Origin of the sequence: uncultured Roseibium sp., from assembly GCF_947499295.1 — a bacterium.
Classification (GTDB): domain Bacteria; phylum Pseudomonadota; class Alphaproteobacteria; order Rhizobiales; family Stappiaceae; genus Roseibium.
Genome location: NZ_CANMNP010000017.1, coordinates 61551 through 87559, shown reverse-complemented (window position 1 = coordinate 87559; position 26009 = coordinate 61551). Strand labels below are relative to the sequence as shown.

At 56.3% G+C, this 26009-nt stretch carries 25 protein-coding genes; 10 read left to right on the top strand and 15 right to left on the bottom strand.

The features are described from left to right. Positions 1-11: 11 nt before the first annotated feature. From Q0835_RS22965 to Q0835_RS22935, 7 genes are all read right to left on the bottom strand, one after another. Entirely contained in the window at positions 12-1292 is a 1281-nt protein-coding gene (locus Q0835_RS22965) for a formate dehydrogenase subunit gamma (protein ID WP_298964640.1), read from the bottom strand. A 59-nt stretch (positions 1293-1351) separates the two neighbouring features. Further along, positions 1352-1957 carry a formate dehydrogenase FDH3 subunit beta gene (fdh3B, locus tag Q0835_RS22960; RefSeq protein ID WP_152500131.1) on the bottom strand — a complete coding sequence of 202 codons (606 nt, stop codon included), beginning with the start codon at positions 1955-1957 and terminating at the stop codon, positions 1352-1354. Positions 1958-1969: 12 nt separating this feature from the next. Then, positions 1970-4861 carry a formate dehydrogenase subunit alpha gene (locus Q0835_RS22955; RefSeq protein ID WP_298822036.1) on the bottom strand — a complete coding sequence of 964 codons (2892 nt, stop codon included), beginning with the start codon at positions 4859-4861 and terminating at the stop codon, positions 1970-1972. 104 nt (positions 4862-4965) lie between these two features. After that, the gene (locus Q0835_RS22950; protein WP_298822037.1) at positions 4966-5166 is read right to left on the bottom strand and encodes a twin-arginine translocation pathway signal protein; all 201 of its coding nucleotides are present in this window, start codon (positions 5164-5166) and stop codon (positions 4966-4968) included. A gap of 57 nt (positions 5167-5223) precedes the next feature. Next, positions 5224-5832, bottom strand: coding sequence for a molecular chaperone TorD family protein (locus tag Q0835_RS22945; protein ID WP_298822038.1), 609 nt, complete (start codon positions 5830-5832; stop codon positions 5224-5226). 64 nt (positions 5833-5896) lie between these two features. Next, positions 5897-6577, bottom strand: coding sequence for a DUF3306 domain-containing protein (locus Q0835_RS22940; RefSeq protein ID WP_298964636.1), 681 nt, complete (start codon positions 6575-6577; stop codon positions 5897-5899). Further along, positions 6574-7143 (bottom strand): DUF3305 domain-containing protein, encoded by a 570-nt coding sequence (locus tag Q0835_RS22935; RefSeq protein WP_298964634.1) that lies wholly within the window; start codon positions 7141-7143, stop codon positions 6574-6576. Before Q0835_RS22935 ends, Q0835_RS22940 begins: the two co-directional genes overlap by 4 nt. 151 nt (positions 7144-7294) lie before the next feature. On the opposite strand from Q0835_RS22935, the gene Q0835_RS22930 reads away from it, so the two are divergent. Then, positions 7295-9313: a 4Fe-4S binding protein gene (locus tag Q0835_RS22930; RefSeq protein WP_298964632.1), complete on the top strand. Its 2019-nt coding sequence runs from the start codon at positions 7295-7297 to the stop codon at positions 9311-9313. Positions 9314-9329: 16 nt separating this feature from the next. Here the strand turns inward: Q0835_RS22930 and Q0835_RS22925 are convergent, their stop codons facing one another. Beyond that, positions 9330-10001, bottom strand: coding sequence for a hypothetical protein (locus tag Q0835_RS22925; RefSeq protein ID WP_298964630.1), 672 nt, complete (start codon positions 9999-10001; stop codon positions 9330-9332). A gap of 182 nt (positions 10002-10183) precedes the next feature. Between Q0835_RS22925 and Q0835_RS22920 the strand changes: the two genes are divergently transcribed. From Q0835_RS22920 to ppk2, 5 genes are all read left to right on the top strand, one after another. Further along, positions 10184-10372, top strand: a complete 189-nt coding sequence (locus tag Q0835_RS22920; protein ID WP_152500125.1) for a DUF6494 family protein — start codon at positions 10184-10186, stop codon at positions 10370-10372. 7 nt (positions 10373-10379) lie between these two features. After that, positions 10380-11471 carry an Mrp/NBP35 family ATP-binding protein gene (locus tag Q0835_RS22915; RefSeq protein ID WP_298964628.1) on the top strand — a complete coding sequence of 364 codons (1092 nt, stop codon included), beginning with the start codon at positions 10380-10382 and terminating at the stop codon, positions 11469-11471. Further along, positions 11468-12169 carry a biotin/lipoate--protein ligase family protein gene (locus Q0835_RS22910; protein WP_298964626.1) on the top strand — a complete coding sequence of 234 codons (702 nt, stop codon included), beginning with the start codon at positions 11468-11470 and terminating at the stop codon, positions 12167-12169. Before Q0835_RS22915 ends, Q0835_RS22910 begins: the two co-directional genes overlap by 4 nt. A gap of 3 nt (positions 12170-12172) precedes the next feature. Then, on the top strand, positions 12173-12649 hold the full coding sequence (locus Q0835_RS22905) for a DUF6505 family protein (RefSeq protein WP_298964623.1): 477 nt from the start codon (positions 12173-12175) through the stop codon (positions 12647-12649). 254 nt (positions 12650-12903) lie between these two features. Beyond that, the gene (gene ppk2, locus Q0835_RS22900; RefSeq protein WP_298964621.1) at positions 12904-13980 is read left to right on the top strand and encodes a polyphosphate kinase 2; all 1077 of its coding nucleotides are present in this window, start codon (positions 12904-12906) and stop codon (positions 13978-13980) included. A 188-nt stretch (positions 13981-14168) separates the two neighbouring features. Here ppk2 and Q0835_RS22895 read toward each other — a convergent pair whose 3' ends face one another. Beyond that, positions 14169-15047: a PhzF family phenazine biosynthesis isomerase gene (locus Q0835_RS22895; protein ID WP_298822271.1), complete on the bottom strand. Its 879-nt coding sequence runs from the start codon at positions 15045-15047 to the stop codon at positions 14169-14171. Positions 15048-15279: 232 nt separating this feature from the next. Here Q0835_RS22895 and Q0835_RS22890 point away from each other — a divergent pair, with 232 nt between their 5' ends. Further along, positions 15280-15792, top strand: a complete 513-nt coding sequence (locus Q0835_RS22890; protein WP_298964618.1) for a hypothetical protein — start codon at positions 15280-15282, stop codon at positions 15790-15792. Between the two features lie 91 nt (positions 15793-15883). Here Q0835_RS22890 and Q0835_RS22885 read toward each other — a convergent pair whose 3' ends face one another. Continuing rightward, positions 15884-16459 carry a TetR/AcrR family transcriptional regulator gene (locus Q0835_RS22885; RefSeq protein ID WP_298964615.1) on the bottom strand — a complete coding sequence of 192 codons (576 nt, stop codon included), beginning with the start codon at positions 16457-16459 and terminating at the stop codon, positions 15884-15886. Between the two features lie 86 nt (positions 16460-16545). Here Q0835_RS22885 and Q0835_RS22880 point away from each other — a divergent pair, with 86 nt between their 5' ends. Together Q0835_RS22880 and Q0835_RS22875 are read left to right on the top strand one after the other, a co-directional pair. Continuing rightward, positions 16546-17652 (top strand): NmrA family NAD(P)-binding protein, encoded by a 1107-nt coding sequence (locus tag Q0835_RS22880; RefSeq protein ID WP_298964611.1) that lies wholly within the window; start codon positions 16546-16548, stop codon positions 17650-17652. Between the two features lie 25 nt (positions 17653-17677). Then, positions 17678-18217 carry a carbonic anhydrase gene (locus tag Q0835_RS22875; RefSeq protein ID WP_298964608.1) on the top strand — a complete coding sequence of 180 codons (540 nt, stop codon included), beginning with the start codon at positions 17678-17680 and terminating at the stop codon, positions 18215-18217. A gap of 28 nt (positions 18218-18245) precedes the next feature. Here Q0835_RS22875 and Q0835_RS22870 read toward each other — a convergent pair whose 3' ends face one another. Beyond that, positions 18246-19319, bottom strand: a complete 1074-nt coding sequence (locus Q0835_RS22870) for a dienelactone hydrolase family protein (protein ID WP_298964606.1) — start codon at positions 19317-19319, stop codon at positions 18246-18248. Positions 19320-19453: 134 nt separating this feature from the next. Here Q0835_RS22870 and Q0835_RS22865 point away from each other — a divergent pair, with 134 nt between their 5' ends. Continuing rightward, a complete protein-coding gene (locus tag Q0835_RS22865; RefSeq protein ID WP_298964603.1) occupies positions 19454-20461 on the top strand; it encodes an AraC family transcriptional regulator in 1008 nt (335 codons plus the stop codon). A 95-nt stretch (positions 20462-20556) separates the two neighbouring features. Here the strand turns inward: Q0835_RS22865 and Q0835_RS22860 are convergent, their stop codons facing one another. The 4 genes from Q0835_RS22860 to Q0835_RS22845 all read right to left on the bottom strand — a co-directional run bounded on the left by Q0835_RS22860 (position 20557) and on the right by Q0835_RS22845 (position 25920). After that, on the bottom strand, positions 20557-21720 hold the full coding sequence (locus Q0835_RS22860; protein WP_298964601.1) for an iron-containing alcohol dehydrogenase: 1164 nt from the start codon (positions 21718-21720) through the stop codon (positions 20557-20559). 168 nt (positions 21721-21888) lie between these two features. Further along, positions 21889-23277: an aldehyde dehydrogenase family protein gene (locus Q0835_RS22855; protein ID WP_298964600.1), complete on the bottom strand. Its 1389-nt coding sequence runs from the start codon at positions 23275-23277 to the stop codon at positions 21889-21891. A gap of 132 nt (positions 23278-23409) precedes the next feature. Continuing rightward, positions 23410-24777, bottom strand: coding sequence for a glutamine synthetase family protein (locus tag Q0835_RS22850; protein WP_298964597.1), 1368 nt, complete (start codon positions 24775-24777; stop codon positions 23410-23412). A 93-nt stretch (positions 24778-24870) separates the two neighbouring features. Continuing rightward, positions 24871-25920, bottom strand: coding sequence for a TRAP transporter substrate-binding protein (locus Q0835_RS22845; RefSeq protein ID WP_298964594.1), 1050 nt, complete (start codon positions 25918-25920; stop codon positions 24871-24873). Positions 25921-26009 lie beyond the last annotated feature (89 nt).

Below are 26009 nucleotides of genomic sequence, written 5' to 3'. Positions count from 1 at the left end.
CGGTCCAAGGCCTATTCCGCTGGGACCGCGTTCTTGACCTCGGCTGTCTTTTCCGCGTCTTCGACTTCCTTGACCCAAAGTCCGTGGTGTTCGCGCGCCCATTGCAGCTCGACTTCGCCTGACCCCATGGCGTCGTAAGCGCCTTCCATGCCGACGGATCCGATATAGATATGCGCAAGGATCATCGCCATCATCAGAAATGCGACGATGGCGTGCCACAGTTGCGCGAACTGCATTTCCTCATGCGGTGCAAGCGCCGTTGGCAGAACACCAAGGCCGACGAGCTGCGGTAGTCCAGTCGCATTCAGGATCTCAAATGTCTTGGCGAACATTGGAAATTCGAACGGGAAGAGCAGCGAGATGCCTGAAGCCGAAATAGAGGCGCCAAGGACGATCACTCCCCAGAAGATCATCTTCTGGCCGAAATTGAATTTCTTGGCCGGTGGGTGAACACCCTTCTTCAGCAGTCCGCCACCAACCGCGATCCATTTCAGGTCGGTCTTGTTGGGAATGTTGTGTACCACCCACATCACGAACACCATGACGAGGCCAAGCATGAAAGCCCAGGCGACGTTGTTGTGGATCCATTTCGAGGCAAGCGCGACGGGTGCGTAAGCTTCCTTGCCGATCAAAGGAATTACGACAAAACGCCCAAATAACGTTATCAGCCCGGTGATTGCCAACAGTATGAACGATCCGGCAAGGAGCCAATGTCCAAACCGCTCAATTGCCTTGAAACGCGTGATCGTCTGACCGGTCTTTTCACCGTCGATGCGGATACGGCCGCGGAGCAGATAAAAGAGAGCCAGAAGCGAAACGGTAGCGCCCAGAAGATAGGAGCCATAAGTCGCGAGTGGGCCTTCACGGAAAGCCAGCCAACGCATTCCACCATCCTGCATAAGGACAGTGGCTTCCTCACCACCCGACGAAACCTTGATATCTGCAGAACCGTACCTGAGCGCACGCCAGAGTTCCGGATCGGACACACCGCCAAGGGTACCCAGTTGAGAGGAGATACCGGCCGCTGTATCCGGATCTCCGGTCGCGTTGCGTCTGAAATCGCTGTCGATCTTTTCGCCGCGTTGCCGTTTCAGAATGTCTTCCAGCGTTTGCGCACCGCCAGTTGCGCTGCGGTCTGCAGGCGGTTGCTGGTCTTGGGCAACACTCGGCGAAAGAAGCCCGAAAAGAACAACGAATGCCAGCACCAGGCGTTTCATAACCGACCTCACACACTTTCCATCACTGAAGACAGACAGGGCGGCACAGCTGCCGCCCCAGTCCAGTTTTTTCATGTTGATCGCAGCGGCTCGCCTGTCCGGCCGATTGAAGCCGGCAGGCGACACCAGATCGATCAACCGCCTTGACGACCGTAGGCGCTGCCCCAGCCCCAGGCACCGGAGCCAAAACCGCGTGCGACAACACGCTCGCGGTAGATGGCGGAAACGACATCGCCGTCGCCAGCCAGCAGCGCTTTGGTAGAACACATTTCCGCGCAGAGCGGCAATTTGCCTTCCGCAATACGGTTGCTGCCGTATTTCGAGAATTCCGCGGTTGAATGTGTTTCTTCCGGTCCACCGGCACAGAAGGTGCACTTGTCCATCTTGCCGCGCGATCCGAAATTACCCGCTTGCGGGAATTGCGGTGCACCGAACGGACAGGCGTAGAAGCAATAGCCGCAGCCAATGCAAAGGTCCTTCGAGTGCAGGACCACACCTTCTTCATTCTGGTAGAAACAGTCGACCGGGCACACCGCCATGCAGGGTGCGTCCGAGCAGTGCATGCAGGCGACCGAGATCGACCTTTCGCCGGGCTTACCATCATTGATGGTCACGACGCGGCGTCGGTTGATACCCCAGGGCACCTCATGCTCGTTCTTACAGGCAGTCACACAGGCATTGCACTCGATGCAACGCTCAGCGTCACAAAGGAACTTAGCCCTCGCTTGTCCAAGTGGCATTACATATCCTCCTTACGCTGCCGAGATCTTGCAGAGTGTGGCTTTGGTCTCCTGCATCTGGGTCACCGAATCGTAGCCATAGGTCTGAGCCGTGTTCGTGCTCTCGCCAAGGACATACGGGTCTGCACCCTTCGGATACTTGGAGCGCTGATCTTCACCCTGGAAATGGCCGCCGAAGTGGAACGGCATGAAGGCAACGCCCTCACCGACCCTCTCGGTTACCATTGCCATGACTTTGACCTTGCCACCCTCCGGACCTTCAACCCAGACCTGAGCGCCGTCACGCACCCCGAGATTGTTGGCATCTCGCGGATTGATTTCGACAAACATGTCCTGTTGCAGCTCGGCAAGCCACGGGTTCGAACGGGTTTCGTCACCGCCGCCTTCGTACTCCACCAGTCGGCCGGACGTCAGGACAATTGGATAGTCCTTTGAGAAGTCCTGCTTCTGGATGGACGCATAAAGCGTCGGCAGGCGGTAGAATTTCCGGTCCTCATAGGTCGGATAATCTGCCACCAGATCCCTGCGGTTGGTGTAAAGCGGCTCGCGGTGGAGCGGCACCGGATCCGGGAACGTCCACACGACCGCACGGGCCTTGGCGTTACCGAACGGAGCACAGCCATGCTTGATGGCCACCCGCTGAATTCCGCCGGACAGGTCGGTTTTCCAGTTGGTCTTCGGTCCGGCAACACCCTCGATCGACGCACGTTCTTCGTCGGTGAGGTCGCCGTCCCACCCAAGGTCCATCAGCATCTGCATGGTGAACTCGGGATAGCCGTCCTGGATTTCCGCACCCGGATTGGAGACACCGTCTGCGAGCAGATTGTCGCCGTCCCGCTCAACGCCGAAGCGTGCACGGAAGCACAGTCCACCTTCTGCGACAGGCTTGGACATGTCGTAGAGGTTTGGTGTGCCCGGGTGTTTCATGTCCGCTGTGCCCCAGCAGGGCCACGGCATACCGTAGTATTCGCCGTCATTCGGGCCGCCGACTGCCTGAAGCGTCGTCCGGTCGAATGTATGCTGGTTCGCCATATGCGACTTGATGCGCTCTGGCGACTGGCCGGTATAGCCGATTGTCCACAAACCGCTGTTGAACTCGCGGGTAATGCTCTCGACATTCGGTGTTTCCGGATCATCCATTTCGATGTTGCGGAAGAGCCTGTCGCCCCAGCCGAACTTGTTCGCGAACTTTGCCATGATCACTTCGTCAGGCAGGCTTTCGAACAGAGGCTCGACAATCTTGTCACGCCACTGCAGCGAGCGGTTTGACGCGGTCACGGAGCCACGGGTTTCGAATTGGGTACAGGCCGGCAGAAGATAGACACCATCCGTGCGGTCATGCAGCACAGCAGAAACGGTCGGATAAGGGTCGATCACGACCAGGGTATCCAGCTGTTCCATTGCCTTCTTCATTTCGACCATACGGGTCTGGGAATTCGGGGCATGCCCCCAAAGCACCATGGCCCGAACCGCATTGGGCTGATCGGTATTGGCCGGATCTTCAAGCACACCGTCAATCCAGCGGCTGACCGGAATACCCGTCAGATTCATGAGGTTCTTTTCTTTGCCATCAGCACCTGTCGTGGTGGCAAACTGACCTTTCAGCCAATCGAGATCCTCATCCCAGACACGGGACCAGTGACCCCATGCGCCTGCACTCAGTCCGTAGTAACCGGGCAACGTGTGGCTGAGAACACCCAGGTCCGTTGCGCCCTGAACGTTGTCATGGCCGCGGAAGATGTTGGTTCCGCCACCGCTTGTGCCCATGTTGCCAAGAGCAAGCTGCAACACGCAGTAGGCGCGCGTATTGTTGTTGCCGTTGGTGTGCTGCGTACCACCCATGCACCAGATCACGGTGCCCGGACGATTGTTGGCGAGCGTTCTGGCCACCCGTTTCAGCTGGCTGCCAGGTGTACCTGTGACGCGCTCGACCTCGTCGGGCGTCCACTTGGCCACCTCTTCACGGATCTGGTCCATACCCCACACACGTGTGCGGATGAACTCTTTGTCTTCCCAGCCATTGTCGAAGATGTGCCACAGGATGCCCCAGACAAGGGCAACGTCCGTTCCCGGACGGAAGCGTACAAATTCGTCGGCATGAGCAGCCGTTCGGGTGAAGCGCGGATCACATACGATCACCGGCGCATTGTTCTGTTCCTTGGCGCGCAGAAGGTGCAACAGCGAGACCGGGTGGGCCTCCGCAGGGTTGCCGCCGATGATAAAGATCGCCTTGGAATTATGGATGTCGTTGTAGCTGTTGGTCATGGCGCCGTAGCCCCATGTGTTTGCTACGCCGGCAACCGTGGTCGAGTGACAGATACGGGCCTGGTGGTCGACATTGTTCGTGCCCCAGTAGGCCGCGAATTTGCGGAACAGATAAGCCTGTTCGTTGTTGTGCTTGGCTGAACCCAGCCAATAAACACTGTCCGGTCCGCTTTCGTCGCGAATTTTCATCATCTGGTCGCCGATCTCGTTGATCGCCTCGTCCCAGCTGATGCGCTTCCACTCTCCGCCTTCCTTTTTCATAGGATACTTCAGACGGCGCTCTCCGTGAGCGTGTTCGCGAACCGCAGCTCCTTTGGCGCAGTGGGCGCCGAGATTGAACGGGCTGTCCCAACCCGGTTCTTGGCCGGTCCAGACGCCGTTCTTCACTTCGGCAATCACGGTGCAACCGACTGAACAGTGGGTGCAAACCGATTTCACCAGATTTACGGCTGCGTCAGAAGACTGTGCCTGAGCTTTGGTAACGGTGCCGCCAGTGGCGGTAATAGCGGCCAGGCCGCCTGCGGCGATACCGGAGCCTTTGAGGAAGGTTCTGCGGTCTACCGATTTATGTGCAGCGTCTCTGAGGATACTTGCACCTTGGGGGCGTCGCGCAACCCCATTGGTCTTTTTCCTAAGCATTTTGCCCTACCTTGCTTGTACCGGAATCGATACGGCTGGGTGTGTCAGTGAACCGGCCATCGGGCGTCACGCAACCATCGGCCGGGTGTATTCACAGGGTCCAGTTAGAACCGGGCGCTGTCGAAGTAGGCGCGAGTGTGCGCCGTGTCCTGCATCTTTTCAGATGTGAGGTCAGGTTCTGCTGCTTCAGCAGTACCCACAGCAGTGGTCGCAGCCACGGCTACAGGTGCTGAAATAGCAGCAAGTTTCAGGAAATCCCGGCGGCCGGCCCCTTCTTTGGGCTCCACCTGTTCGGGTCGTTTCATTGTTGCAATCCTCCTCTCCTTGCAGCGGCATTGCCGCCTAAATTGACAACATGAAGTCTAGTTGGGCAGCATACCGAAGGCTTCGGCTTCAATCTCCATGAATTGCCGCCCGAGCGATCCGACAGCGCCGTAAAAGACGGAGCTCACGGATGTTTCAAGATCGGTGAAAAAGTGGATCGCCCATGGTTCGACATGAGCGTTGAAGAATTCTTTCTGTTCAGACACAGACGTTACCTGACCGAAACGGCCCATGATCATGCCGGCCATCATCTCCATCAGGGAGGCAATATTGTCTTCCGGCTCTCGCTTGTCTTCCGCACGCTTGATGCCGCGCTTGGCCATGTCGGCGCGCAAGTTGGCAAGCGGCTTTTCGTTCAGGAAACCGGTGAGATAGTGGCTCGCATAAGGTAACAATTCACCGCGGCCAAGACCGATGAACAGGATGTTGTATTCGCGCTCCGCTGTCTCGGCGGAAGTGACACCAGCAACCTTGGCAAGAGTGTTGAGCGTTTCACCAACAGGGGTGTTGTCGCCCTTTAAGCCGGCGACCTGGGCCAGGAGGGAGGCGTCAGCAGGCTTGGCCAGCAAGAGCCCAATGAAATCGTATAGTTCTGCGCGTGCCCGATCTTCTGGATCGATCACATATTCCTTCACCACAGCGGACATCCGCAAGGTTCCTCCCTCGTGCGTTTCGCAATCAATCTACATAACCAAGTCTTCGACTTTAGTACTAGGTATAGTCGAACCGCATTTTCCGCCTCGTGAATCGAGGTTCTTCTTGCGCCTCACCTGCACCAGTTTCTTGCAAATCAATAGAGACAACGCTTTCCTCTCCAGATTGGACGACGGAGTCACCTTGCGTCAATTGAAAAGATGTTTTTCCGTCATGTAAATAATCGTTTTGCGCCGCGATATTTTCTTCGCACTGCAACTCCGGCTGACCGACGTCGACCGACTCAGACTGCTCACCACCAGCGCCTTCCGTCACTTCTGGTTCCGTCTCGGCAAGTTCCGCGAACTTATCGAACATGCCCTTACCAACTTGATAAACCGTTTGGAGGTTTTCGACGACAGTCGCGGCGTCGGTAAAATCTTCCCCATAGTCGACAAGGCCATCAATGTTGGCCAGAACCGGGTTCAACGTCCACAATCTGCGCAAGGCGCGCCGCCGCAATCGCTCTGGCACAGCTGCTGAAAGAAATTTTGAAAAGTCGTCATTCTCGGCAAGACCGTCAGGGTCCGGCAGGCCGAGTTCCTCCAGGATCTCATCATCGGATTTTTCTTCAAGTGCCGCACGTACTTCCGCCTGCTGAGCAGCCTCCTGGCCCGCGCGCTCCGCCTCTTCTGCAGCTTTTACTGCGGCCTTGCGCCGGGACCAGAAGTCGGAACCACTATCGTCTTGCGGGCTCATTGCAGCGTGTCCTTCGGCTTTCTGAAGGGCGCACGGTAAACGTCACTCAGCTGACGTATGCGTGGGTCTCCCACGCCATTTTCCTGCAAATCGATTCGCTTTTTGTCGCGTTTGCGTTTGATGAAGATCTCTTCCTCGTGGTGGATCTCGACGAAATCGCGGATCCAGGCCACCAGGCCTTCCGGCATCGCGAGCTTTTCAACCATGACTTCGCTGGAATCCGCGTAGTCCTGCCCTTCATAAGCAGATGCCGTTACAAGCATGACATCAAGAGGCACATCTCGCTCCACTTCATCGGCAGGACGCAGCACCACGTAGACGGAAGGTACTTTGTCCGACAGCGCGGTCAAATAGGCTTCCGTGTCAGCGCGGTGCAGTTCCAGCGGAAGCGTGGCCGCATGGTACTCGACCGCCTCGCCTTCTTGCCTGAGCACTTTCCAGTCGGCAGGGCCAGCGCCGGGCAAGAGTGACACAGGTCGCCAGGACCACTTTTGCCAGCGAGTAACGCCGGGCAATCGTCTGACGACGACCCCGACAGGCATTGTCTGAGTTTTTTCCGCGGTCACGAGCGGCGGTCCTCCCACACCCCGGCTTTAAATCCGGCTGTTTTGTTTTCCTCTTTAAGCTGCAGCAATGCGAATAAATTTCAAGCCCGGCAGAAGTCGAACTTGACGTGCGCCGAAACGCGCCCTTGTTATGGTACCTGGAACGCTTGATATGCCGCATGCAAAAATGGCAGCAGGCGATCCCTGGGGAGAGGACGCGCAGGCAATGACAGAACTGAAACTGCTGCTGTGCGATTGTCTGAAGAGTCAGACGGTCGACGCAGAGCGGATTGAACAAGCGACAGGTGTGTCCTGTTCGAAAGTCTACACCGAACTTTGCCGGAAAGAGGCAGCCATTGCGGAGGACGCGCTTCAAAAGGGCGGTGTTCTGATCGCTTGTCAGCAGGAACGCCCAGCGTTTGAGGAGCTTGCTGCTGACCTTGAAGCTGAAGATCCCGGTTTCGTAGACATAAGAGACCGGGCCGGTTGGACCAACGACAGCCGGAACGCGTCAGCCAAAATGGCGGCCCTGGTTGCAGAAGCACTGATTCCATCCCGCGGTGACAAGGTGATGGACGTCACGTCGGAAGGCACTTGCCTGATTTTTGGCGAATCAGAGGCAGCACTGAGGGCTGCTGAACAGCTTTGCGAGACCTTAAGTGTCACCGTTTTGCTGTCCCCGGAAACTGAAACGCCCATGACCGATGACCGGCGTTTCGACATCGTGCGCGGCCGAATCAAGAGCGTTACCGGTGCGCTTGGTCAATTCAACCTGTCCTTTGATGCCTTGCAGGAGCGTATCCCGGGCGGACGTGGTCCGATGACGTTTAGCGAACCCCGCTCTGGAGGCCGGACCCAGTGCGACATCGTTCTGGATCTCAGCAGAAATGCGCCAATGGTTGCAGCACCAGAGAAACGCGAAGGATACCTGCGCGCCGAGCCCGGTAGTGCCGGTGCAGTGACAAAGGCCCTGCTTGAAGCGTCTCAGCTGATCGGAACGTTCGAGAAGCCGATATTCGTTAAACTGGACGAACAACTGTGTGCACACTCACGGGCAGAAAAGACCGGTTGCACACGGTGCCTCGATCTGTGCCCGACCGGCGCGATCACACCTGCTGGCGATCATGTTGCCGTTGACGCATTGATCTGCGCCGGGTGCGGCAGTTGTTCGTCGGTCTGCCCGTCAGGCGCAATTTCATATGACGCCCCATCCGCTGATTTTACATTCAAGCGTGTGCAGACGCTTGCCTCGACATGGCGCAAACTAGAAGAGACTGAGCCTCGTCTTCTTGTGCATGATGCCGGACACGGGGCGGATCTCATTCGAATGAGTGCCCGCTACGGTTCTGGCCTTCCTGCCGATGTTGTGCCCCTGGAAGTGGATGCGCTGGCAAGTTTCGGACATGCTGAAATCCTGAGCGCCCTTGGCAGCGGCTTCGCCGAAGTCATCATATTGCTGTCACCCACGACAGAGACTGACGGCATACCGTTCCAGATCGATCTGGCGAAAACAATCGGCGATGCTGAAAGCATCAAGGTCATCGAGCCGAGGGACCCCGACCAGTTGGAGGAAGCGCTCGGCCAGGCAGAAACAAAGACCTTGAAAGTTCAGCCGATCCTGCCGATCGGCTCCAGACGGCAGGTCACCCGATTGTCTGCAAAGGCACTTAATCCGGACGACAAGATGATAGAGCTGCCCGCAGGCGCTCCCTACGGCGCGGTCCAGCTGAATGTGGACAGTTGCACCCTCTGCCTTTCCTGCGTATCGCTGTGTCCCTCCGGTGCGTTGAAGGAAAACCCGGATCAGCCTCAGTTGCGCTTTCAGGAAGATGCCTGTCTGCAATGCGGCATCTGCGTAAATATCTGCCCGGAGAGCGCCTTGACGCTCGATCCGCGCCTCAACTTGACAGACGACGCCCTCAGACCGCTTGTGCTGAAGGAGGAAGAACCGTTCAATTGCGTGGAATGCGGCAAGCCCTTCGGCGTTCGCTCAACGGTTGAACGGCTGACGGAAAAGCTCGCCGGAAAGCACTCCATGTTCCAGAACGAGAAGGCCGCCCGTCTGATCCAGATGTGCGACGATTGCCGGGTAAATTCGGTGTATCACTCCGAAAACAACCCCTTTGCCCACGGCGAGCGGACACCAGTGCGCACCACGGACGACTACATCAGCAAACGGCGCGACCATTGAGTCCTGACAGTCAAACTCACTGGTACTGGATGGGCGCGCCGAGATCAGCCGGCGGTATCTGGGTCACGAAGGCCAGGATCGCCTCCAGGTCGGTGAGCGTCAATTCAACCGGCACCATTGGCGGCGGCCTGGCCTCGTCAAAAGGTTCGGTTACCCCATCGATTATGGTGAAGGACGGGTGCGGATTCAGCGCGAAAAACGCTTCGAAACGGGCTTGCCAGTCGGCGAAACTGCGCATGACCGCGAACGAAGGCGACGAACCGATTGTCGACAGCCGTGTGGCTTCATTGACCATGTGGCAGCGCCCGCAGTGGATCACAGCCAGCTTTTCGCCTTGCACAATGTCTCCGGTAACTTCAATCGGTCCGGTATCTTCGGCCTCTGCAACGGCCGCCACAAAAACGGCGCCGGTCTCTGTCTTGAAGGTTTCGATGGTCCGGCGACCGACGTCACTGGCCAGCCAATCGGTAAAGCGCACCACAAGATCGTTGCCTGTGTCTCGCGTTTCCAAAAACCACGTTTCGCCAAGACCGGAAAAGACCGGACGGCCGATATTCACGGCCGACAGCTGCAATTCGGCTTCGGCATCTGCTGCAACGAGCTCAATACGGATACTGTTCTTCAGCGAAAAACGCGGAAGCAGATGTTTGAGAAACCCGCTCGCAACAAGGGTATCCGGGACCGACATGCGGAATGACCGGGATTGGGCCTCCCCCCGGTCCGTCCCCGCCAGAAGAACCAGAACACAGGACATCATAAGTAAAATACGGCAGCACACGCGCTCCTCCTTCACGCCGCTGGCTAATGCTCCAAGGTTAGGTGCGAAATCCGCTGCCCGTCAATGCACTCAAGATTGCGAAGGAGAATAAGATGAGCGACGATTTCAACATGTCGATGAGAAAATTCCTGAAACAGGTCGGGGTGACCTCGCAGCAGGCGATCGAAAAAGCCGTGCGCGAGGCCGATTCCTCCGACGGAAAGACTTTCAAGGTTAAGGCCGTTGTGACAATAGAAGAACTCGGCATGGAACATGTCGTGACCGGTGAGATCGAGGGGTAACCGAGACGTGCCTTTGACACGCGAAACCGTTCTGGCCGCGCTCGGGACCGTCAAGGACCCGGCAAGCGGCGAAGCTATCGCAGCCTCAGGCATGATACGCTCCCTTCAGGTGCGTGATACCTCGGTCCGGCTTGTCTTGGAGATCGACCCGAAACGCTTGGTGGAAATGGAAGAGCTTGAGGCTCATGCCACTCAGGCACTGAAAGCGCTGGAAGGGTGTGGCGACGTTCAGATTGTGATGACGTCCCATTCTGAACAACCAGCGCCCAAACAGGCTCCGCAAGAACCCCAACCGATCAAGCCCATTCCACAGGCACCCGGCACTTCGGGACCTCAAAGGGTTCCGGGAATTGACAGGGTAATTGCTATCGCATCCGGAAAGGGCGGTGTCGGCAAATCCACCGTCGCTGCAAATCTTGCCTGCGCTCTTGCAGCTGAAGGGCGCAAGGTCGGGTTGCTCGACGCGGATGTCTATGGTCCCTCTCAGCCCAAGATGCTCGGGATCTCCGGACGACCGACTTCGCCTGACGGCCAGATGATCCTGCCGCTCCGCAACCATGGGGTTACCCTGATTTCCATCGGATTGATGACGTCCGGCGATAAGGCCGTCGTCTGGCGCGGCCCGATGCTGATGGGCGCGCTTCAGCAAATGATGTCTCAGGTTCAATGGGGTGCTCTGGATGTCCTGATCGTCGACTTGCCGCCCGGTACCGGCGATGTCCAGATGACACTCAGCCAGAAGTTCATTGTCGATGGCGCCATCATTGTTTCCACACCTCAAGACGTGGCACTGCTGGATGCGCGTAAGGGCATCGACATGTTCCAGCAAATGAATGTGCCGATTGTCGGGATGATCGAAAACATGTCGACCCATATCTGCTCGAATTGCGGTCACGAGGAACACGTTTTCGGTCATGGAGGCGTGGCTGCAGAGGCAGAAAAGCTGGGCGTCCCGCTTCTGGCAGAAGTACCGTTGCATTTGAACATTCGCCTTGCCGGAGACGGTGGAACACCGCTTGCGGTCAAGACACCGGACGCGCCTGAAGCTTCCGTATTTCGGCAGCTTGCAAAGACACTGGTTGAGGGAGGCAAGGCGTGAGCGAAGTTCAGCTGCCCCCCCTGTTTCAGGGCGAAGCCGTTCCTGGAGCTATCGATCCCTTTGAACGCGCAACTGCTCTGGCCGTTGCTGGAACGGATGCCGGAACTGTTGTTTACAACCTCACCGGCAATGTCTTTAAGGCAAGTCTGATCTTCTCGCCTGAAATGCCGCTGGAGCCGGCCATGACAGCGCTGCCGGTTTGCGGCCTTGGACTTCAGGCAGCTCTTGGAGCTCTGGCACCGCCAGAGGTCGCCGTTCACCTGCAATGGGATGGCGGCATGAGAGTGAACGGTGCCCTATGCGGACGGTTCCGGGTCAAGGCGTCCACGGCACAGCCGGCTGAAGAACCGGATTGGCTTGTTGTCGGACTTGAACTCAACATGGCGAGCTCTGATGGGAACCCGGGAGACGCGCCTGACCGGACCTATCTGTCCGAAGAAGGCTGCGCCGAGATCACCGCTACGGATCTGCTCGAGGCCTGGGTTCGCCACACGCTTTACTGGATCAATCGTTGGCTGGAAGACGGCCCACAGCCAGTCCACACCGATTGGCGTGCCCTTGCACAGAATATGGGAGAGCAGATCGACGTCGATGGCCTGTCCGGAACCTTTGTCGGCGTCGACGAACACTTCGGTTTGCTGCTTCGCGTCGATGGGGACACAAAACTGATCCCGCTTTCAAGTAGGCTGGAGACCTGAGCCATGAAACTTGCCCGCGCAATTCATCTCGACGACAGTGACCGCAACGTTTTCTTTTCGCCCGCACGAACCGGTGAATGGTGCCTGTCGGGGGGATTCGAATTTTCAGACTGGACCGAAGCTGACCTCTCCGGCAAAGCCCGCCAGGCCTTTTCAAATGGCTGGCTCGGACTGGAAACCTTCGGACGGGTTACGTTTGTGGCTGTAACCCCTGTTGAAGACACTGAGTTTGCCAGTCTCGCCGACAGGCTTGCCCAGCATTTTGTCGACGTTTACGGGGCTCCTTCCGTAGAGGCAGCCAGAGGCGTCGCAACAGAAGAGCTGACCTATATGGCCGAGCTGTGTGAAGAGCATCCAGAGAACACATTGATTGCCGTGCAGCGGGAGCTGACTGACGACGGTGTGAGAGAGAGTTTTCGAACCATAGAAGCACCCACTGCAGAGCTCGATATGGTCGCGATGCACGGAGACATGGACTAAGCCCAGATCAGATGCGGCAAGTCGGGAATACCTGTTTCAAAGCGTAGTCCGGATGTGGCAACAGCGCTCTGGGCAGTTAGCTGCAGGGCAACACCACAAACATCTCTCTAGTAAACAATAAACAAAAACTTAACTTACAGAGAAGCTTACCTAATACGAATTACCAATTCCTGCATCACTTCTGAGTTGATTGGCATCAATGCTTGCCACGATCTTCCGTGTTACCAACCCGTCATTCAGACGAGGAGACACACGTGACAGAAACGCAGACTAAGAAAACCACTCCCAAAAACGGCGCTGCACAACCCGCCAATTCAACCGCTACAAAGGGAGCCAGCAAGAGCAAACCTCGCCAGCCCCCAGCTGCACCAAACAAACAACCCGCAGCTAATTCCAGAACCAATTCCACTGGCCCTGAGCTTCGTCATCACCTTGCTGAAATGCGTCACAACTCCGAGGCGATCTCTCACGTCTTTGAAACGGGGGAATACCCCTACGCCACAAAGATGCGGCGGGCCGCTTACGAAAAGCGAAAGGCGAAACTCCAGGCTGAGCTTCTAAAGGCGCAGAAATGGATCCAGGAAACGGGCCAGCGTGTGGTGATCTTGTTCGAAGGTCGTGATGCCGCAGGCAAAGGAGGCACGATCAAGCGCTTTACCGAACATCTGAACCCGCGTGGTGCAAGTGTTGTCGCGCTGCAAAAGCCAACTGAAAGTGAAATGAGTCAGTGGTATTTCCAGCGCTACATCGAGCACCTGCCGACAGCCGGTCAAATGATCCTGTTCGACAGATCCTGGTACAACCGCGCCGGCGTTGAACGGGTGATGGGGTTTTGCTCGCCGTCTCAGTATCTGGAATTCATGCGCCAATGCCCGGAAATTGAGCGCATGTTCGTCCGCGACGGGATTCTTCTCTACAAATACTGGTTCTCCGTAACCCAGACCGAACAGCGTCGCCGGTTCAACCAGCGCAAGACAGATCCACTGAAACAATGGAAACTATCGCCGATCGACATGGCTTCCCTCGACAAATGGGACGATTACACGGAAGCCAAGGAGGCAATGTTCTTCTACACTGACACCGCTGATGCACCATGGTCCATCGTCAAATCCGATGACAAGAAACGTGCAAGGCTTAACTGTATGGAGCACTTTCTGAATTCGCTCCCCTATCCGGACAAGGACAGAAGGATTGTTGGTGAACCGGATCCACTTATCGTGGGCTCAGGTCAGCACGTAATCGGCAAGGATACTCATATTCTCGGCAAAACCCTGCACCCGGAGCTGAAGGACAAGCGTGTAGCAGATGGAGCCGGCCTTACCGCTCTATGAAGCAATTTAATGCCGGTAACAGCACCGATTGAGGTTGGCTGAAGGTTGTTCGGTAAACACGGACCAGCGACGGCCTCACCAGGGGACCGGCGCTGAAACAAATGCGCATGAAGTTGCTTTTTGAAAGACCCGCGAAGTGGAAATATGGCTTCGCGGTTCTTTTCGATTTGCTTCGAAAAGCACCTTCGTCAAAGAACGACGTCGCCGCGCATTCGCAGCGCTGCATAACCTCCGACGCTGACATCGGTAATATCGCCGCTTGAGGTGTTCAGCACTGTGCGAACAATGCTCGGTCTCCCCATTTCAACACCTTGCTCTGCAACGACAACCGCTTGACCGGACGCGCCCGGCGTCAGGTATCTGGACCGGACCAATTCGCACGCAAGCGCACTGTTTGTTGTGCCACTGGCAGCTTCCTCCGGATCCCCAACCCCATGACAAAGGTCTCTCAAACGAAGTTTGACCTTGCCAAGTCCCTTATAGGTGGAGCACCAGACTCCGATGGTGTCGATGGCAAAGTCTCGGCAATAGGCACGCAAAGCAGCTTCGTCGGGGCGAATGGATGCAAGGGTTTCCAGGTCTTCGATTTGCACAAAGACATGACGAAGTGCGGTCGACGCGGTGGAAACACGTTTGAGAGAGCCAGTTTCCAGACCCAGATATGCCGCGACGTCCTGCAAGCTGACTTCGCACAGGTCAAATTTCGGCAATGGCTGGCGCAAGGTGACGAAACCGTCTGGGGCGACATCAACAACAATGCTGCCTGCAGAAGTCTGCTGAATGAACGTGCCGGGCTCTATCCTCTGATCGTCACGCAACGCTGCAAAAGCCGCGAGTGTCACATGCCCGCACATGTCCATTTCCGACCGTGTGGAATGAAACCTGGTCTGAAACTCTTTGTCTGAAACCTTGCGTACGAAGCCGGTCGTCGGAGCACCGAGGTCACTTGCGATTCTTTGGCGGGCGTCAGGCCAAAGCGGCTCGTCCTCAAAAACCACTGCCCCGATATTTCCTCCCCGCTCATCGGCGGCGAAGGCGGCATAGAGACGGACGGGCAGCTTGTCCATGAACCAAGAGATCCAGGTGAAAGGGTTGGCTTTGCAAAGGTGTGCATCGACAGCGTTGGTGCGAAACCCCAATCCGGTCAACAGCCCTGATGAGATTGAAGCAGATATCCGCAGGTAAACTTCCGCTCACAAACTCGTCACGGAACAGGCGTTCGAATTTATTTCAATGTTACCGGCAGCGTTCCCAAGTAACGAGTGCACCGAAATTCACAGTCTGGAAAGAGAACGCAACATGACGACCATCACTTCAGAAAGGAACCTGTCAGCATCCCTGCCGGCAATCAACTTCAACACACTTGGCCTGATGTTCATCACTGGCTTTTTTGCAACTGTAGCCTTTGATCTGTGGGGACAGGTGATCAGCCCCGCCCTCGGGTTTGCAAAGCTGTCACCCCACGGCCTGGCGCAAAGCCTTCTTGGTAGCCTTGGCCTGCCCAATACCGCTTTCGCCGGTTACTTTGTGCACTTCTACATTGTCGGCCTGATTGGCTACCCGATTGGCTGGATGTTCATTTTCGCACCGCTGTGGCAGCGTGTTGTCGGTGATACACACTGGTTCATTCCGTCCGCGATTTACGGTTTCGGCCTTTGGGTGTTTGCGATTGGAGGCATCACATCGCTTGCGGGACTGCCATTTTTCCTGAACTTCAGCGGCATCGTCTGGGTCGCCCTGATCGGCCACGTACTTTACGGCATCGTCATGGTTGCCATGCTCAAACTGGTTGAACGTCAACAGAACAGCTGACAAAGAAAAACACCAGAAATCTCCAGAAGCATCGGGCGTGCCTTCGGGCACGCCTGCTTCTTTTTTTAAGAGCTGCTATTGCCGAACGGCCTTATCTTGCCGACCAGCTTGACCGAAATATTTCGACACCCTTTGAACCGGCATCCAGGATCGCGTCAGCGGAAGCATCGGTGTCGGCAAGACGTGCAAGGGTCACTGTTCCAAGCATGAGGGCAAGCATGGCAATGCCCTGAGACTGATCCTCACCTTCCTTCAACAAAGCTGAAACGCGTTCCACCCCGTCAAATCCTTCGTGCCGCGCATCGCTCGCTCCCCGCGACAGATCCCCTGCCAGCGCCGCCAGCGGGCACCCTTCACCGCGGTTCTTGACGTGGCGTTGCGACAGGTAAGTTTCGATGTAGCTGTCCCGCGCCGCCTGGAGCTGAGCCTTTGACAGCGCGCTTTCCATCTCCGCAAGCACATTGTCGACCGCATTTTTAAAGGCTTCTGCGACAAGTTCATCCTTTGAATTGAAATGCCTGTAGAAACCGCCATGCGTGAGACCAGCGGCCTTCATCACATCGGCGACACTGGTGGTTTCCGTTCCTCGTTCCCGAAACAAACGCGCCGCTGCATCCAGTATCCTTTTGTGTGATTTGCGCTTTTCGGCTTCTGTCATTCTCGGCATGACTGCGTTCTTTCTTGGGCTTGACAATTTAGATTTCGATTATCATCTATAAATATAGATTACAACTATCATCTAAAAGGATGCCCATGTCCCTCAAACCAAAGATCCTCGTCACGAGCGCAGGAGGAAAAACCGGACTGCCTGTCACTATGCAGCTGCTTGAAAAAGGGTTTCCGGTCCGTGCCTTTTTGAGAAGGCGCGACGGGCGTGCTGAAATGCTGGAACGCGCGGGCGCAGAAATAATGGTCGGCAACCAGTATGCCCTGTCGGACATGCGCGTCGCCATGGACGGCATCCAACGCGCCTATCAATGCGCACCGACAGCGCCTAACGGACTGCACTTCAATGCTGTCTTCACGGTGGCCGCCAATGAAGCGAAGCTCGAACACGTCGTTACCCTTGGCCAGTGGCTGACCTCAGTCGATCATCCATCGCTCTTCACAAGGGAGGTCTACCTGTCAGATGCGCTGGTGCGTCTGCTTGGCAGTACCAGCGTAACATCCGTCAATCCGGGCTGGTTCGCCGACAACTACCTGATGGTCATCGATATGGCTGCTCACCTTGGCGTCTTCACCATGCCCCTTGGCGAAGGTGGAAAGAAGAAGAACGCACCACCATCGAATGAAGACATTGCCAGCGTTGTTGTCGGCTCCCTTGCCGATCCGGAGACCCACGCAAGCAGATCCTATCGGCCCACAGGACCGGAACTCCTGTCCCCTGACGAGATTGCGGCAGCTATGGGCAAAGCCCTCAAGCGTCGGGTCACATACAAGAACATTTCCGAAAGGATGATGACCAAGGCGCTCCGCGCCCTGCCGCCTTCCAACTATTCGGAAGCTGCGGTCTCCCAACTGGCAATTTATGCTGAGGAATATAGGCGCGGCAGTTTCGCTGTGAACGCACCGACCGATGATGTGCGTCTGGTTGGCGGGCGCGACCCGGAACGTTTTGAAAGCATCGTCCGGCGGCTGGTCGCCTCCCGTCCGAAGCTGCGGCAAAGCATGACCGGCACCGCACGTGCGATGGCGGGTTTTCTGAAAATTGCGTTGACCCCGGCTCTTGACCTCAGCCGTGTCCAGTCAGCCCGCGACTATGTGCAGATCGCAACACCCAGTTTCAGCCAGGACACGCCCGAGTGGCTGCAGACCCACACTGTCCACCACACGACTTCCAAACTCGCTCGTGTTGTCTAACCACCAGGTTTAATAGGGAATTACCATGTCCGAGAATTCCGTTCTTTATGAACGCAATCGTCTGTTCGCCGAGGACTTCGCAGCTTCGGAATTGCCCGTTCTTCCGAAACTCAACACTCTGGTCCTGACCTGTATCGACGCCCGCGTCGATCCGGCTCATGTGCTCGGCCTGGAACTCGGTGATGCCGTCGTCCTGCGGAACAATGGCGGACGGGTCACGCGATCCGTAATCGAAGAGATCGCCGCGCTGTCCATGATGGTGGCCAAACTCACACAAGACGATGCCCCGGCTTTCAATGTCGTTTTGATGCAGCATACGCATTGCGGGGCACAGAACTTTGCCAACCCCGACTTTCAGGACGCTTTGAAAAAGAAACTCGGCATCGAAGTCTCGAGCTATGCCATCACCGACCAGCCAACGGACTTGCGGACCGACATTGCCCGCCTGCGAGATGCGCCTGAAATTCCTGGAACGCTTGTGGTGTCGGCACTGCTTTACGATGTCAAGTCAGGTCTTGTCACCGAAATAGCAGGCCCTGCGAAGCTCTCCGACTTACGGGCCTGAAATCGACGGTAAAGTGCGATGGCCGGTTTCACTCAGCTGTCAAAAAGCTGTCGCGAAAGAGGTCCACGATCGTTTGCTCAAGCTCCTTGTGAAGTGCAGAGCGTGAACGGCTCCCTTCGTCCGAACACAATGCGTCGGTTTCACCAATCGCCTTCATGAAAGCTTTGGCATCCCGTTTGCAGACCGGAAGAAAACTGAAATGGACTGCCCCCTCTATATGTGTGAGCGAGCCATGGGACACACTTGAAGCCAATGTGTCGGATCTGACGGCAATCGGAACGGTTCCGTGTGTGCCGAGATTGACAAAGTGAAGCGGTGGCTTAACCGCTTGGAGGCTTTCCAGGTCAAATGCAGTGGCCAGAGCAGGGTCAACGGCGACCACCGCTTGAAGCCTGACGTCATGATTTGACTGTTCAAAATGCGCCCGATCGACATTTCCAAGGTCATAAGGCTCGACCTGATACTCTTTCTGGTCCACGTATGCCCGTCCTCCGGCGAACCAGCGACAATCCGGCATGTCAGGATAGGTGTCGCAATAGCGGATATAGTCATCAAGCAACGCTCTTGCACCAGCAAGCTGCAGAACCGCGGCACCGCCAAGGGAAAATCCGAGCGCGCCCACCTTGTCAGGATCGATGGCAGTTCGAAGTTTCGGATCGTCAAGCAACGCACTCAGGACCGTGGAGAGATCGTCGGTGCGCTCCCAAAGCTTCGGCGTATCTTCCGGGGTGGAATCGCCACTGGTCGTTCTCGGATGATTTGGACCTGCAACAACAAAGCCTGCCTCTGCCAGTGCGGTCGCGATCCAGGCCATTTTTTGAGCTGTCGCACCAGAGCCGTGAGAAAGAAGGATCAACGGGTGGTTCCCATTGGCGACCGGCGCATCGGCAAAGGCCGGAGTACCTTCGAAAATCCTGTCTTCGCCAACCAGAACGGCCTCTCCTCCGGCGTTTGCAGGATACCAGACGAAAACCGACAGATCTTTGTTTCGGGCCTCGGAATGAATTCGAATTTCCTTGAAGCCAGCAACTTCGGATGCAGCTGCACCAGTGTTCAGGGTGGTCGTCAAAGCCAGGGAAAAGACAAGTGAAAGAAGTCGCATTTTCGGTCTCACTGTTCATTGGATCATTGGCTTCACACTTGCTAAACAGGATCACAAAATCGTCCTGGTTCGCGATTCAGTCATTCCCAAATCGTGAAATAGGACTCACGCTACCGCTTCTTCGGTGATCCGCTGTGCTGTTCGTTCCCCTGCCCTTTGTGAATGCGATACTGCTTGCATTGGTGTTTGTATTGCTCCGCCGGAGTGACACTCACTCAACGACACGCGCATTTCTGATGCTTATCGCCTTGTGCTGCCTGCAATCGATCGTTCTAGGATTGCGCTGGGGTTACCAGCTGGACGCACTTCGTTTCGTCCAGCCTGTTCTTGCCGCAATGCTGCCACCACTCACCTACGAGAGCTTTCGCGGTCTTCGCGATCGAATGAAACCAGATGCAATGCGTCTTGCAGCTGTGCCGCTGGCGGCCTTCAGCGCAGTCTGCCTTTTGTTGCTTGCACCGCAATTCATCGACAGCTTTCTGCTCGTTCTTGTTCTTGCCTATGCACTTGCCTTGGCAATTTTGGCCAGATCCGGTCCGGACAGTCTGGAACTGGCCCGACTTGACAGCGCTTCTCTTGCCAATCGGGCGATCTGGTGGGCGGCGGCCTGCCTCTTGGCATCCGCAGGCTTTGACTGGCTCATCCTGTTGGATTTCGAGCGTTCCGGCGGTTCGAATGCCGCCATGCTCGTCAGCAATGCCAATATCCTAAGCTTGCTGATTATTGGTTTGGCCGCCCTTGCTGCAGGCAAAACGCAGGTACTTTCGACAGGAGATGTTGAAAAATTACCGCCTGCCCCCACAAGCGCTGATACGGACATTGTTTCCCGCGTCGACACACTGATGAGTGAAAAGAACCTATACCGTGATGAAAACCTGAATCTGTCCCGGCTTGCCCGCGCCGCGGGCCTGCCTCCCCGTCAGGTTTCACAAGCGATCAACAAGGTTCGCGACAAGAACGTCTCGCGCTATGTCAACGACTTCCGCATCGACGAGGCCTGCCGCTTGCTGCGTCAGGACAACGTCACTGTGACCGAGGCGATGTTCAGGTCAGGGTTTTCGACCAAGTCGAACTTCAATCGCGAGTTCCTGCGCACAACCGGCACGACGCCGGACGCCTGGCGCAAGTCGGAGGGGACTTGAGGTACGAGATGATGTTCTTCGTTAGCGTGTCTTGGCATAAACACAAAAAAGGCGCGCCTTGAAGCGCGCCAATCGGTTTGAGAAGACGTCGGGCCTCAAACCGTGCCCGACTGAGCCTTGTCAAAGATCTCCAGGGCCCCGTCTTTGGTCAGCTTGACCGGGTTGCCACCTGCCGTTGGATCGACAATAGCCATCTCCGCGATCAGATCGCGCTTGCTGGCATCGACGTTCAGCCCCGAAAGCGTGTGCGGCACGTCAAGGTCTGCCCGCAGTTTCAAGACAGCATCCAGAACACCCTGATAGCCACCGGCAATACCGAGGAACCCGGCCAAGCGCTCGAACTTGTGCTCGATTGCTGATTTGTTGAATTGCAAAACGTAAGGCATGAACACAGCGTTGGTCATGCCGTGGTGCGTATCGTAAAGCGCGCCAACCGGATGGGAGAGCGAGTGGATCGCACCAAGACCTTTTTGAAATGCAACAGCGCCCATTGCAGCGGCACTCATCAGATGACCGCGGGCTTCGAGATCAGATCCGTCGGCGGCCACCTTGGGCAGGTATTCAAAAACCAGCCGCATTCCTTCCAGGGCAATGCCCTCTGACATCGGGTGATACATCGGGGCCGAATAGGCCTCCAAGCAATGCGCCAATGCATCCATGCCTGTGCCAATGGTTATGAAGCGCGGCATACCAACCGTCAGCTCAGGGTCACAAATGACGATTTCCGGCAGCATTTTCGGGTGGAATATAACCTTTTTCGTATGGGTTGCCTCATTGGTGACAACACCCGCCCGGCCGACTTCCGAGCCGGTACCCGCGGTTGTCGGCACGGCGATAATCGGCGCGATGCCATCAGGTTCGGCGCGCTTCCACCAGTCGCCAATATCCTCAAAGTCCCAGATCGGGCGGGACTGACCTGACATGAAGGCGATCAGCTTGCCGGCATCAAGCCCGGAGCCGCCGCCAAACGCAATGACACCATCGTGGTTACCTGCCTTGAAGGCAGCGACCCCAGCAGAAATATTGCTGTCGACCGGGTTGGGCTTGACGTCGGAAAAGACGGCCGCCTTGAGGCCTGCAGCTTCCAGGTTGGCAATCGCTTCAGCGACCATCGGCAAACCGGCAAGCCCCGGATCGGTGACCAGCAACGGATTGGTCATGCCGACGGCCATAACCGCCTTTGGCAGCTCCTTGATGCGACCTGCACCAAATCGTACGGAGGTCGGATAAGACCAGTTAACGGAAGGAAGTGAGCTCATGTTCGTCTCGTTGGTTTGAAACTCTGTGTCTTTGCTGAGCCCCTGTTTCACAGGGACCGGATTTCATTTTGCAGGTGCCCGAAATTCGGCCTCCGGACAGACCGGAGCAGACTGCGCTAGCGGTTTGGCCAGCCAAGGCTCCGGGCGAACTTTCGCATTTACGCGTCTTCAGTGCTCGACGCGGAAGTGGAAGGAGCGCGGCTGGGTCAGGTTGTGAAAACCGATCTCCGAGAGCGCTGCGCCCTTGCCGGTTTCCTTGACGCCGGTCCAGACAAGCGCCGGGTCAAGATAGTCGCAGCGGTTCATGAACACCGTGCCGGTTTCAATCCGGTTGCCGATATTGGCTGCAGCCTGCACGTCTTCAGTCCAGATCGAAGCCGTCAGGCCATAGGGACTGTCATTCATGAATTGGAGCGCTTCCTCATCATCCTTCACCTTCATGATGCCGACGACGGGACCAAAGCTCTCTTCCCGCATGACAGACATCTGGTGGTTTACGTCTGTCAGGACTTGCGGTGCGAGGTAGGGCGTACCGTCCTTGTCTTCAGAAAACTTTGACACATCGATATGAGACCTCGCGCCCTTGCGCAGGGCTTCTTGTGTCTGTTCGCGCACCCACGCAGCAAACCGCGCCTGTGCCATCGGACCCAGCGTTGTCGCCTCGTCCAAGGGGTTGCCAAGCTTGTATTGGCTCGTCAGGTCCACAAATCCGTCGACGAACCTTTCGTAGAGGCTTTCGTGGACATAAACACGCTCAATACCGCAGCAGCATTGCCCTGCATTGTAGAACGCACCATCGACAAGGTTTTCAACCGCGTAGGAAAGATCTGCATCAGCCCGCACATAGGCCGGGTCCTTGCCGCCAAGCTCAAGACCGAGTGTCGCGAATGTCCCGGCCAGTGCTTTTTCAATTGCCCGTCCACCGGCGACTGATCCGGTGAAATTCACATGATCAATCAGACCCGAACCAAGCAGTTTCTCGGTTCCCTGATGGGTAAGAACAATGTTCTGAAAGACGCCATTGGGCAGTCCCGCGGCTTCAAAGGCCTTTGCGAGGCGTTCACCAACCAGCAGCGTTTGTGCCGCGTGCTTCAGGACAATCACATTGCCTGCCATCAGCGCGGGCATGATCGTGTTGATCGCGGTCATGAACGGGTAGTTCCAGGGTGCGATTACCATGACGATCCCGAGAGGCACACGCTTCAGATATCTCTTGAAACCCGGCTTGTCCGTTCGCTCGATATCGGCCAACGCCTCTTCGGCAATCTTGGCGCAATATTCGGTCCGCTCAATCGTGCCGCCCAGTTCGCCGCCATACCGGATTGGACGCCCCATCTGCCAGGCAAGCTCAGGCACGACATCGTCATTCATCGCCTTCAGCGCTTCCAGTGCTTTCAGGCAGTAAGCGACCCGCTCGGCAATCGGTGTAGCCGCCCAGCCGGGTTGGGCCGACCGTGCCGCCGAAATGACCTTTTCGACGGCTGTTCCATCAAGTGCAGCTCGTTCCGCATAGACCGACCCGTCAACTGGCGAGATCAGCTTGATCACATCTGACATTTTGAACCTCTCATATCCGCATCTTTCCGTGCGGCTTTTTCGAAAGTGACTGGCTCTTTGTTTTGGCGTTTTCGACTTCGCAAACTCTGACAGGTCCTCTAACGGAGGCCGATATCGAGAGCTGCCAGTTCATCACGCACGCTCGAAACCACGGGCAATTTCGTAATCCGTCACGGCGCGGTCGAACTCCTCGACTTCCCACTCGGCCGCCCTGGCGTAGTGATCCACCACGGCGTCGGAAAAGGTCTCGCGCAGAAACTTTGATTTGCGCATGGTCTCACGCGCATCGCGAAGCGTGTGAGGGATTTCCCGCGCCCGTTTCGCCTCGTAGACATCGCCCGCCGTTGGAGGATCGAGCGGCAATTTTTCTTCAATGCCGCGCAGGCCGGCGGCAAGCTGGGCAGCCAGTGCCAGATAGGGGTTAAGATCGGACCCACCGATCCGGCATTCGACCCTGAGCGCCTTGGTGTGTTCCCCGCACAGCCGGAAACCGGCTGTGCGGTTGTCGACCGACCAGACGGTCTTTGTCGGAGCAAAGGTTCCCTTCTGGAAACGCTTGTAGCTATTGATGTAAGGGGCCAGAAAATAGGTGTAGTCCGGTGCGTATTTGATCAGGCCCGCAAGGTAGTGGCACATCGTTTCGGACATGCCGTAGTCGCCCTTGCCATCGCAAAAGACATTGTTGCCTTTCTTGTCGAAAAGGGACTGATGTACGTGTGACGACGACCCCACCTTGTCGCTGCGCCACTTTGCCAGAAAAGACGCCGAGCGGCCCTTGGCCCAGGCAATCTCTTTTACCGCGTGCTTGGCGATTGTGTGGTTCTCGGCCGTATCCATGGCCGGAGCGTATTTGATGTTCAGTTCTTCCTGACCGGTCTCAGCTTCACCTTTGGTGTTCTCAACCGGGATCCCTGCGCCATAAAGACCGTTCCGCAAGGGACGCATGACGTCCTCTTCCTTGGTTGTCTGCAGGATATGATAGTCTTCGTTGTAACCGGAGATCGGTTCAAGATCGCGAAAGCCGGATTTGCGCATATCGTCGAAGCTTTTCTCAAACAGAAAAAACTCCAGCTCCGTTGCAGCAATCGGCGTCAGCCCCTTGTCGGCAAACAGACCGACAACCTTTTTCAGCATTGCGCGCGGCGAATGTGGCACCTCTTCATGCGTATGGTGATCAAGCACATCACACATCACCATGACCGTACCTTCAAGCCATGGCGTCAGCCGTAAACTGTCCAGATCCGGCTTCATGACATAGTCGCCATAACCACCCGACCAGCTCGTCGCTGCATAACCTTCAACGGTATACATTTCGATGTCGGTCGCCAGCAGATAGTTGCAGCAATGGGTCTCTTCAAAGGCAGTTTCGACAAAATGCTGCGCATGAAATCGCTTGCCCATCAGCCTGCCCTGCATGTCGACAATGCAGGTGAGTACCGTATCGATCTCCCCGGATGAAACGAGAGACTTCAGCGTGTCAAAGGTCAGGTTGCCAGGCATTTTTATTTTCCGCTGGTTCGTGGACTTGTACTATCTGCAGTTCATTGAATGGACTCCGGAGAAAGTCTTCCCCGAAGCCCGCAGGAACTGATCTCACCCGAAATTGTAGGGAGGACCTGCCTGGTTGATAACGTCATTGTATTCCTGGAAGATCGAAATGATCTTGGCTTGAAGTTCACCTTCTGCGGCGATCTCTTTCCAGAAATCCTTGGCAGCATCTTCGACTTGTGCCCATTCGGCAGCCGGAACGGTGCGCAGTTGTAGTTTGTCACCCTTCGCACGAAGACGCGCTTCACCGCCCCAATACCACTGGTTACGATAGGTATGACCGGCCTCGGTCGCAGCCAGAACAAGTTGCTGGAGATGTGCTGGCAGATCTGCCCAACGCTTCTGGTTGACGAACCATGAGCCGATCCAGGCACCGGAAATATTGTTTGTCAGGAAGTAGTCCGTAACGTCAGCCCAGCCGACCGTGTAGTCTTCCGTGATGCCGGACCATGCCATCCCGTCCAGTTCACCAGTTTGCACAGCAACTTCGGCATCTTCATAGGGTATTGACACAGGTACAACGCCGAATTTCGACAGGAAGCGGCCAGCTGTCGGGAACGTGTAGAGCTTCAACCCCTCAAGATCTGAAACCGACTTGATTTCCTTCTTGGTGTTGAAGTTGCACGGATCCTGACCAGCGGCGGAAATCCAAGCTACACCGACCTTTTCGTATTCTGAACGCCAGATGTCGGCGAGCCCGTACTGATTGAACAGAACCGGCACATCAAGAATATGCTTGGTCGCAAACGGGAAGTACCCGCCGAACTGGCGCAAGGGTGTCGGTGAGGCCATGGAGTCGTCATCGGAGTGTACGGCGTCAATTGTGCCACGCTGCAATGCTTGAAACAGCTCGCCCGTAGGCACGATCTGATCGGCATAGAATAGTTCGATCTGCAACTCGCCGTTCGAGGCGTTGTTTACGTAGTCCACCATCGGCTTCGTCACATGCTCGCCCAGCGCACCACCAGCATAGGTCTGCAGACGCCATTTGATGGGTTCCTGGGAAAGCACGGCGGGCGCGGCCAATGTCGTTGCACCGGCGGCAGCAACGGTACCTAGTCCCGCATTCTTGAGAAAATTACGTCTATTGGTCATTTCAAGTTCCCCTACTTTCAGTTTACGGTCCGTGCGGTTCACCGTTTTCCGGTTCTGGGTTTTAACCGCTGCTCATAGTCCGTTTCCTC

Coding starts and splice junctions, on each gene's coding strand:
- Q0835_RS22965 (WP_298964640.1), bottom strand. CDS start 1,292: ATGAAAAAACTGGACTGGGGCGGCAGCTGTGCCGCCCTGTCTGTCTTC.
- fdh3B (WP_152500131.1), bottom strand. CDS start 1,957: ATGCCACTTGGACAAGCGAGGGCTAAGTTCCTTTGTGACGCTGAGCGT.
- Q0835_RS22955 (WP_298822036.1), bottom strand. CDS start 4,861: ATGCTTAGGAAAAAGACCAATGGGGTTGCGCGACGCCCCCAAGGTGCA.
- Q0835_RS22950 (WP_298822037.1), bottom strand. CDS start 5,166: ATGAAACGACCCGAACAGGTGGAGCCCAAAGAAGGGGCCGGCCGCCGG.
- Q0835_RS22945 (WP_298822038.1), bottom strand. CDS start 5,832: ATGTCCGCTGTGGTGAAGGAATATGTGATCGATCCAGAAGATCGGGCA.
- Q0835_RS22940 (WP_298964636.1), bottom strand. CDS start 6,577: ATGAGCCCGCAAGACGATAGTGGTTCCGACTTCTGGTCCCGGCGCAAG.
- Q0835_RS22930 (WP_298964632.1), top strand. CDS start 7,295: ATGCCGCATGCAAAAATGGCAGCAGGCGATCCCTGGGGAGAGGACGCG.
- Q0835_RS22925 (WP_298964630.1), bottom strand. CDS start 10,001: ATGTCGGTCCCGGATACCCTTGTTGCGAGCGGGTTTCTCAAACATCTG.
- Q0835_RS22920 (WP_152500125.1), top strand. CDS start 10,184: ATGAGCGACGATTTCAACATGTCGATGAGAAAATTCCTGAAACAGGTC.
- Q0835_RS22905 (WP_298964623.1), top strand. CDS start 12,173: ATGAAACTTGCCCGCGCAATTCATCTCGACGACAGTGACCGCAACGTT.
- Q0835_RS22895 (WP_298822271.1), bottom strand. CDS start 15,047: ATGGACAAGCTGCCCGTCCGTCTCTATGCCGCCTTCGCCGCCGATGAG.
- Q0835_RS22890 (WP_298964618.1), top strand. CDS start 15,280: ATGACGACCATCACTTCAGAAAGGAACCTGTCAGCATCCCTGCCGGCA.
- Q0835_RS22885 (WP_298964615.1), bottom strand. CDS start 16,459: ATGCCGAGAATGACAGAAGCCGAAAAGCGCAAATCACACAAAAGGATA.
- Q0835_RS22880 (WP_298964611.1), top strand. CDS start 16,546: ATGTCCCTCAAACCAAAGATCCTCGTCACGAGCGCAGGAGGAAAAACC.
- Q0835_RS22875 (WP_298964608.1), top strand. CDS start 17,678: ATGTCCGAGAATTCCGTTCTTTATGAACGCAATCGTCTGTTCGCCGAG.
- Q0835_RS22870 (WP_298964606.1), bottom strand. CDS start 19,319: ATGCGACTTCTTTCACTTGTCTTTTCCCTGGCTTTGACGACCACCCTG.
- Q0835_RS22860 (WP_298964601.1), bottom strand. CDS start 21,720: ATGAGCTCACTTCCTTCCGTTAACTGGTCTTATCCGACCTCCGTACGA.
- Q0835_RS22855 (WP_298964600.1), bottom strand. CDS start 23,277: ATGTCAGATGTGATCAAGCTGATCTCGCCAGTTGACGGGTCGGTCTAT.
- Q0835_RS22850 (WP_298964597.1), bottom strand. CDS start 24,777: ATGCCTGGCAACCTGACCTTTGACACGCTGAAGTCTCTCGTTTCATCC.
- Q0835_RS22845 (WP_298964594.1), bottom strand. CDS start 25,920: ATGACCAATAGACGTAATTTTCTCAAGAATGCGGGACTAGGTACCGTT.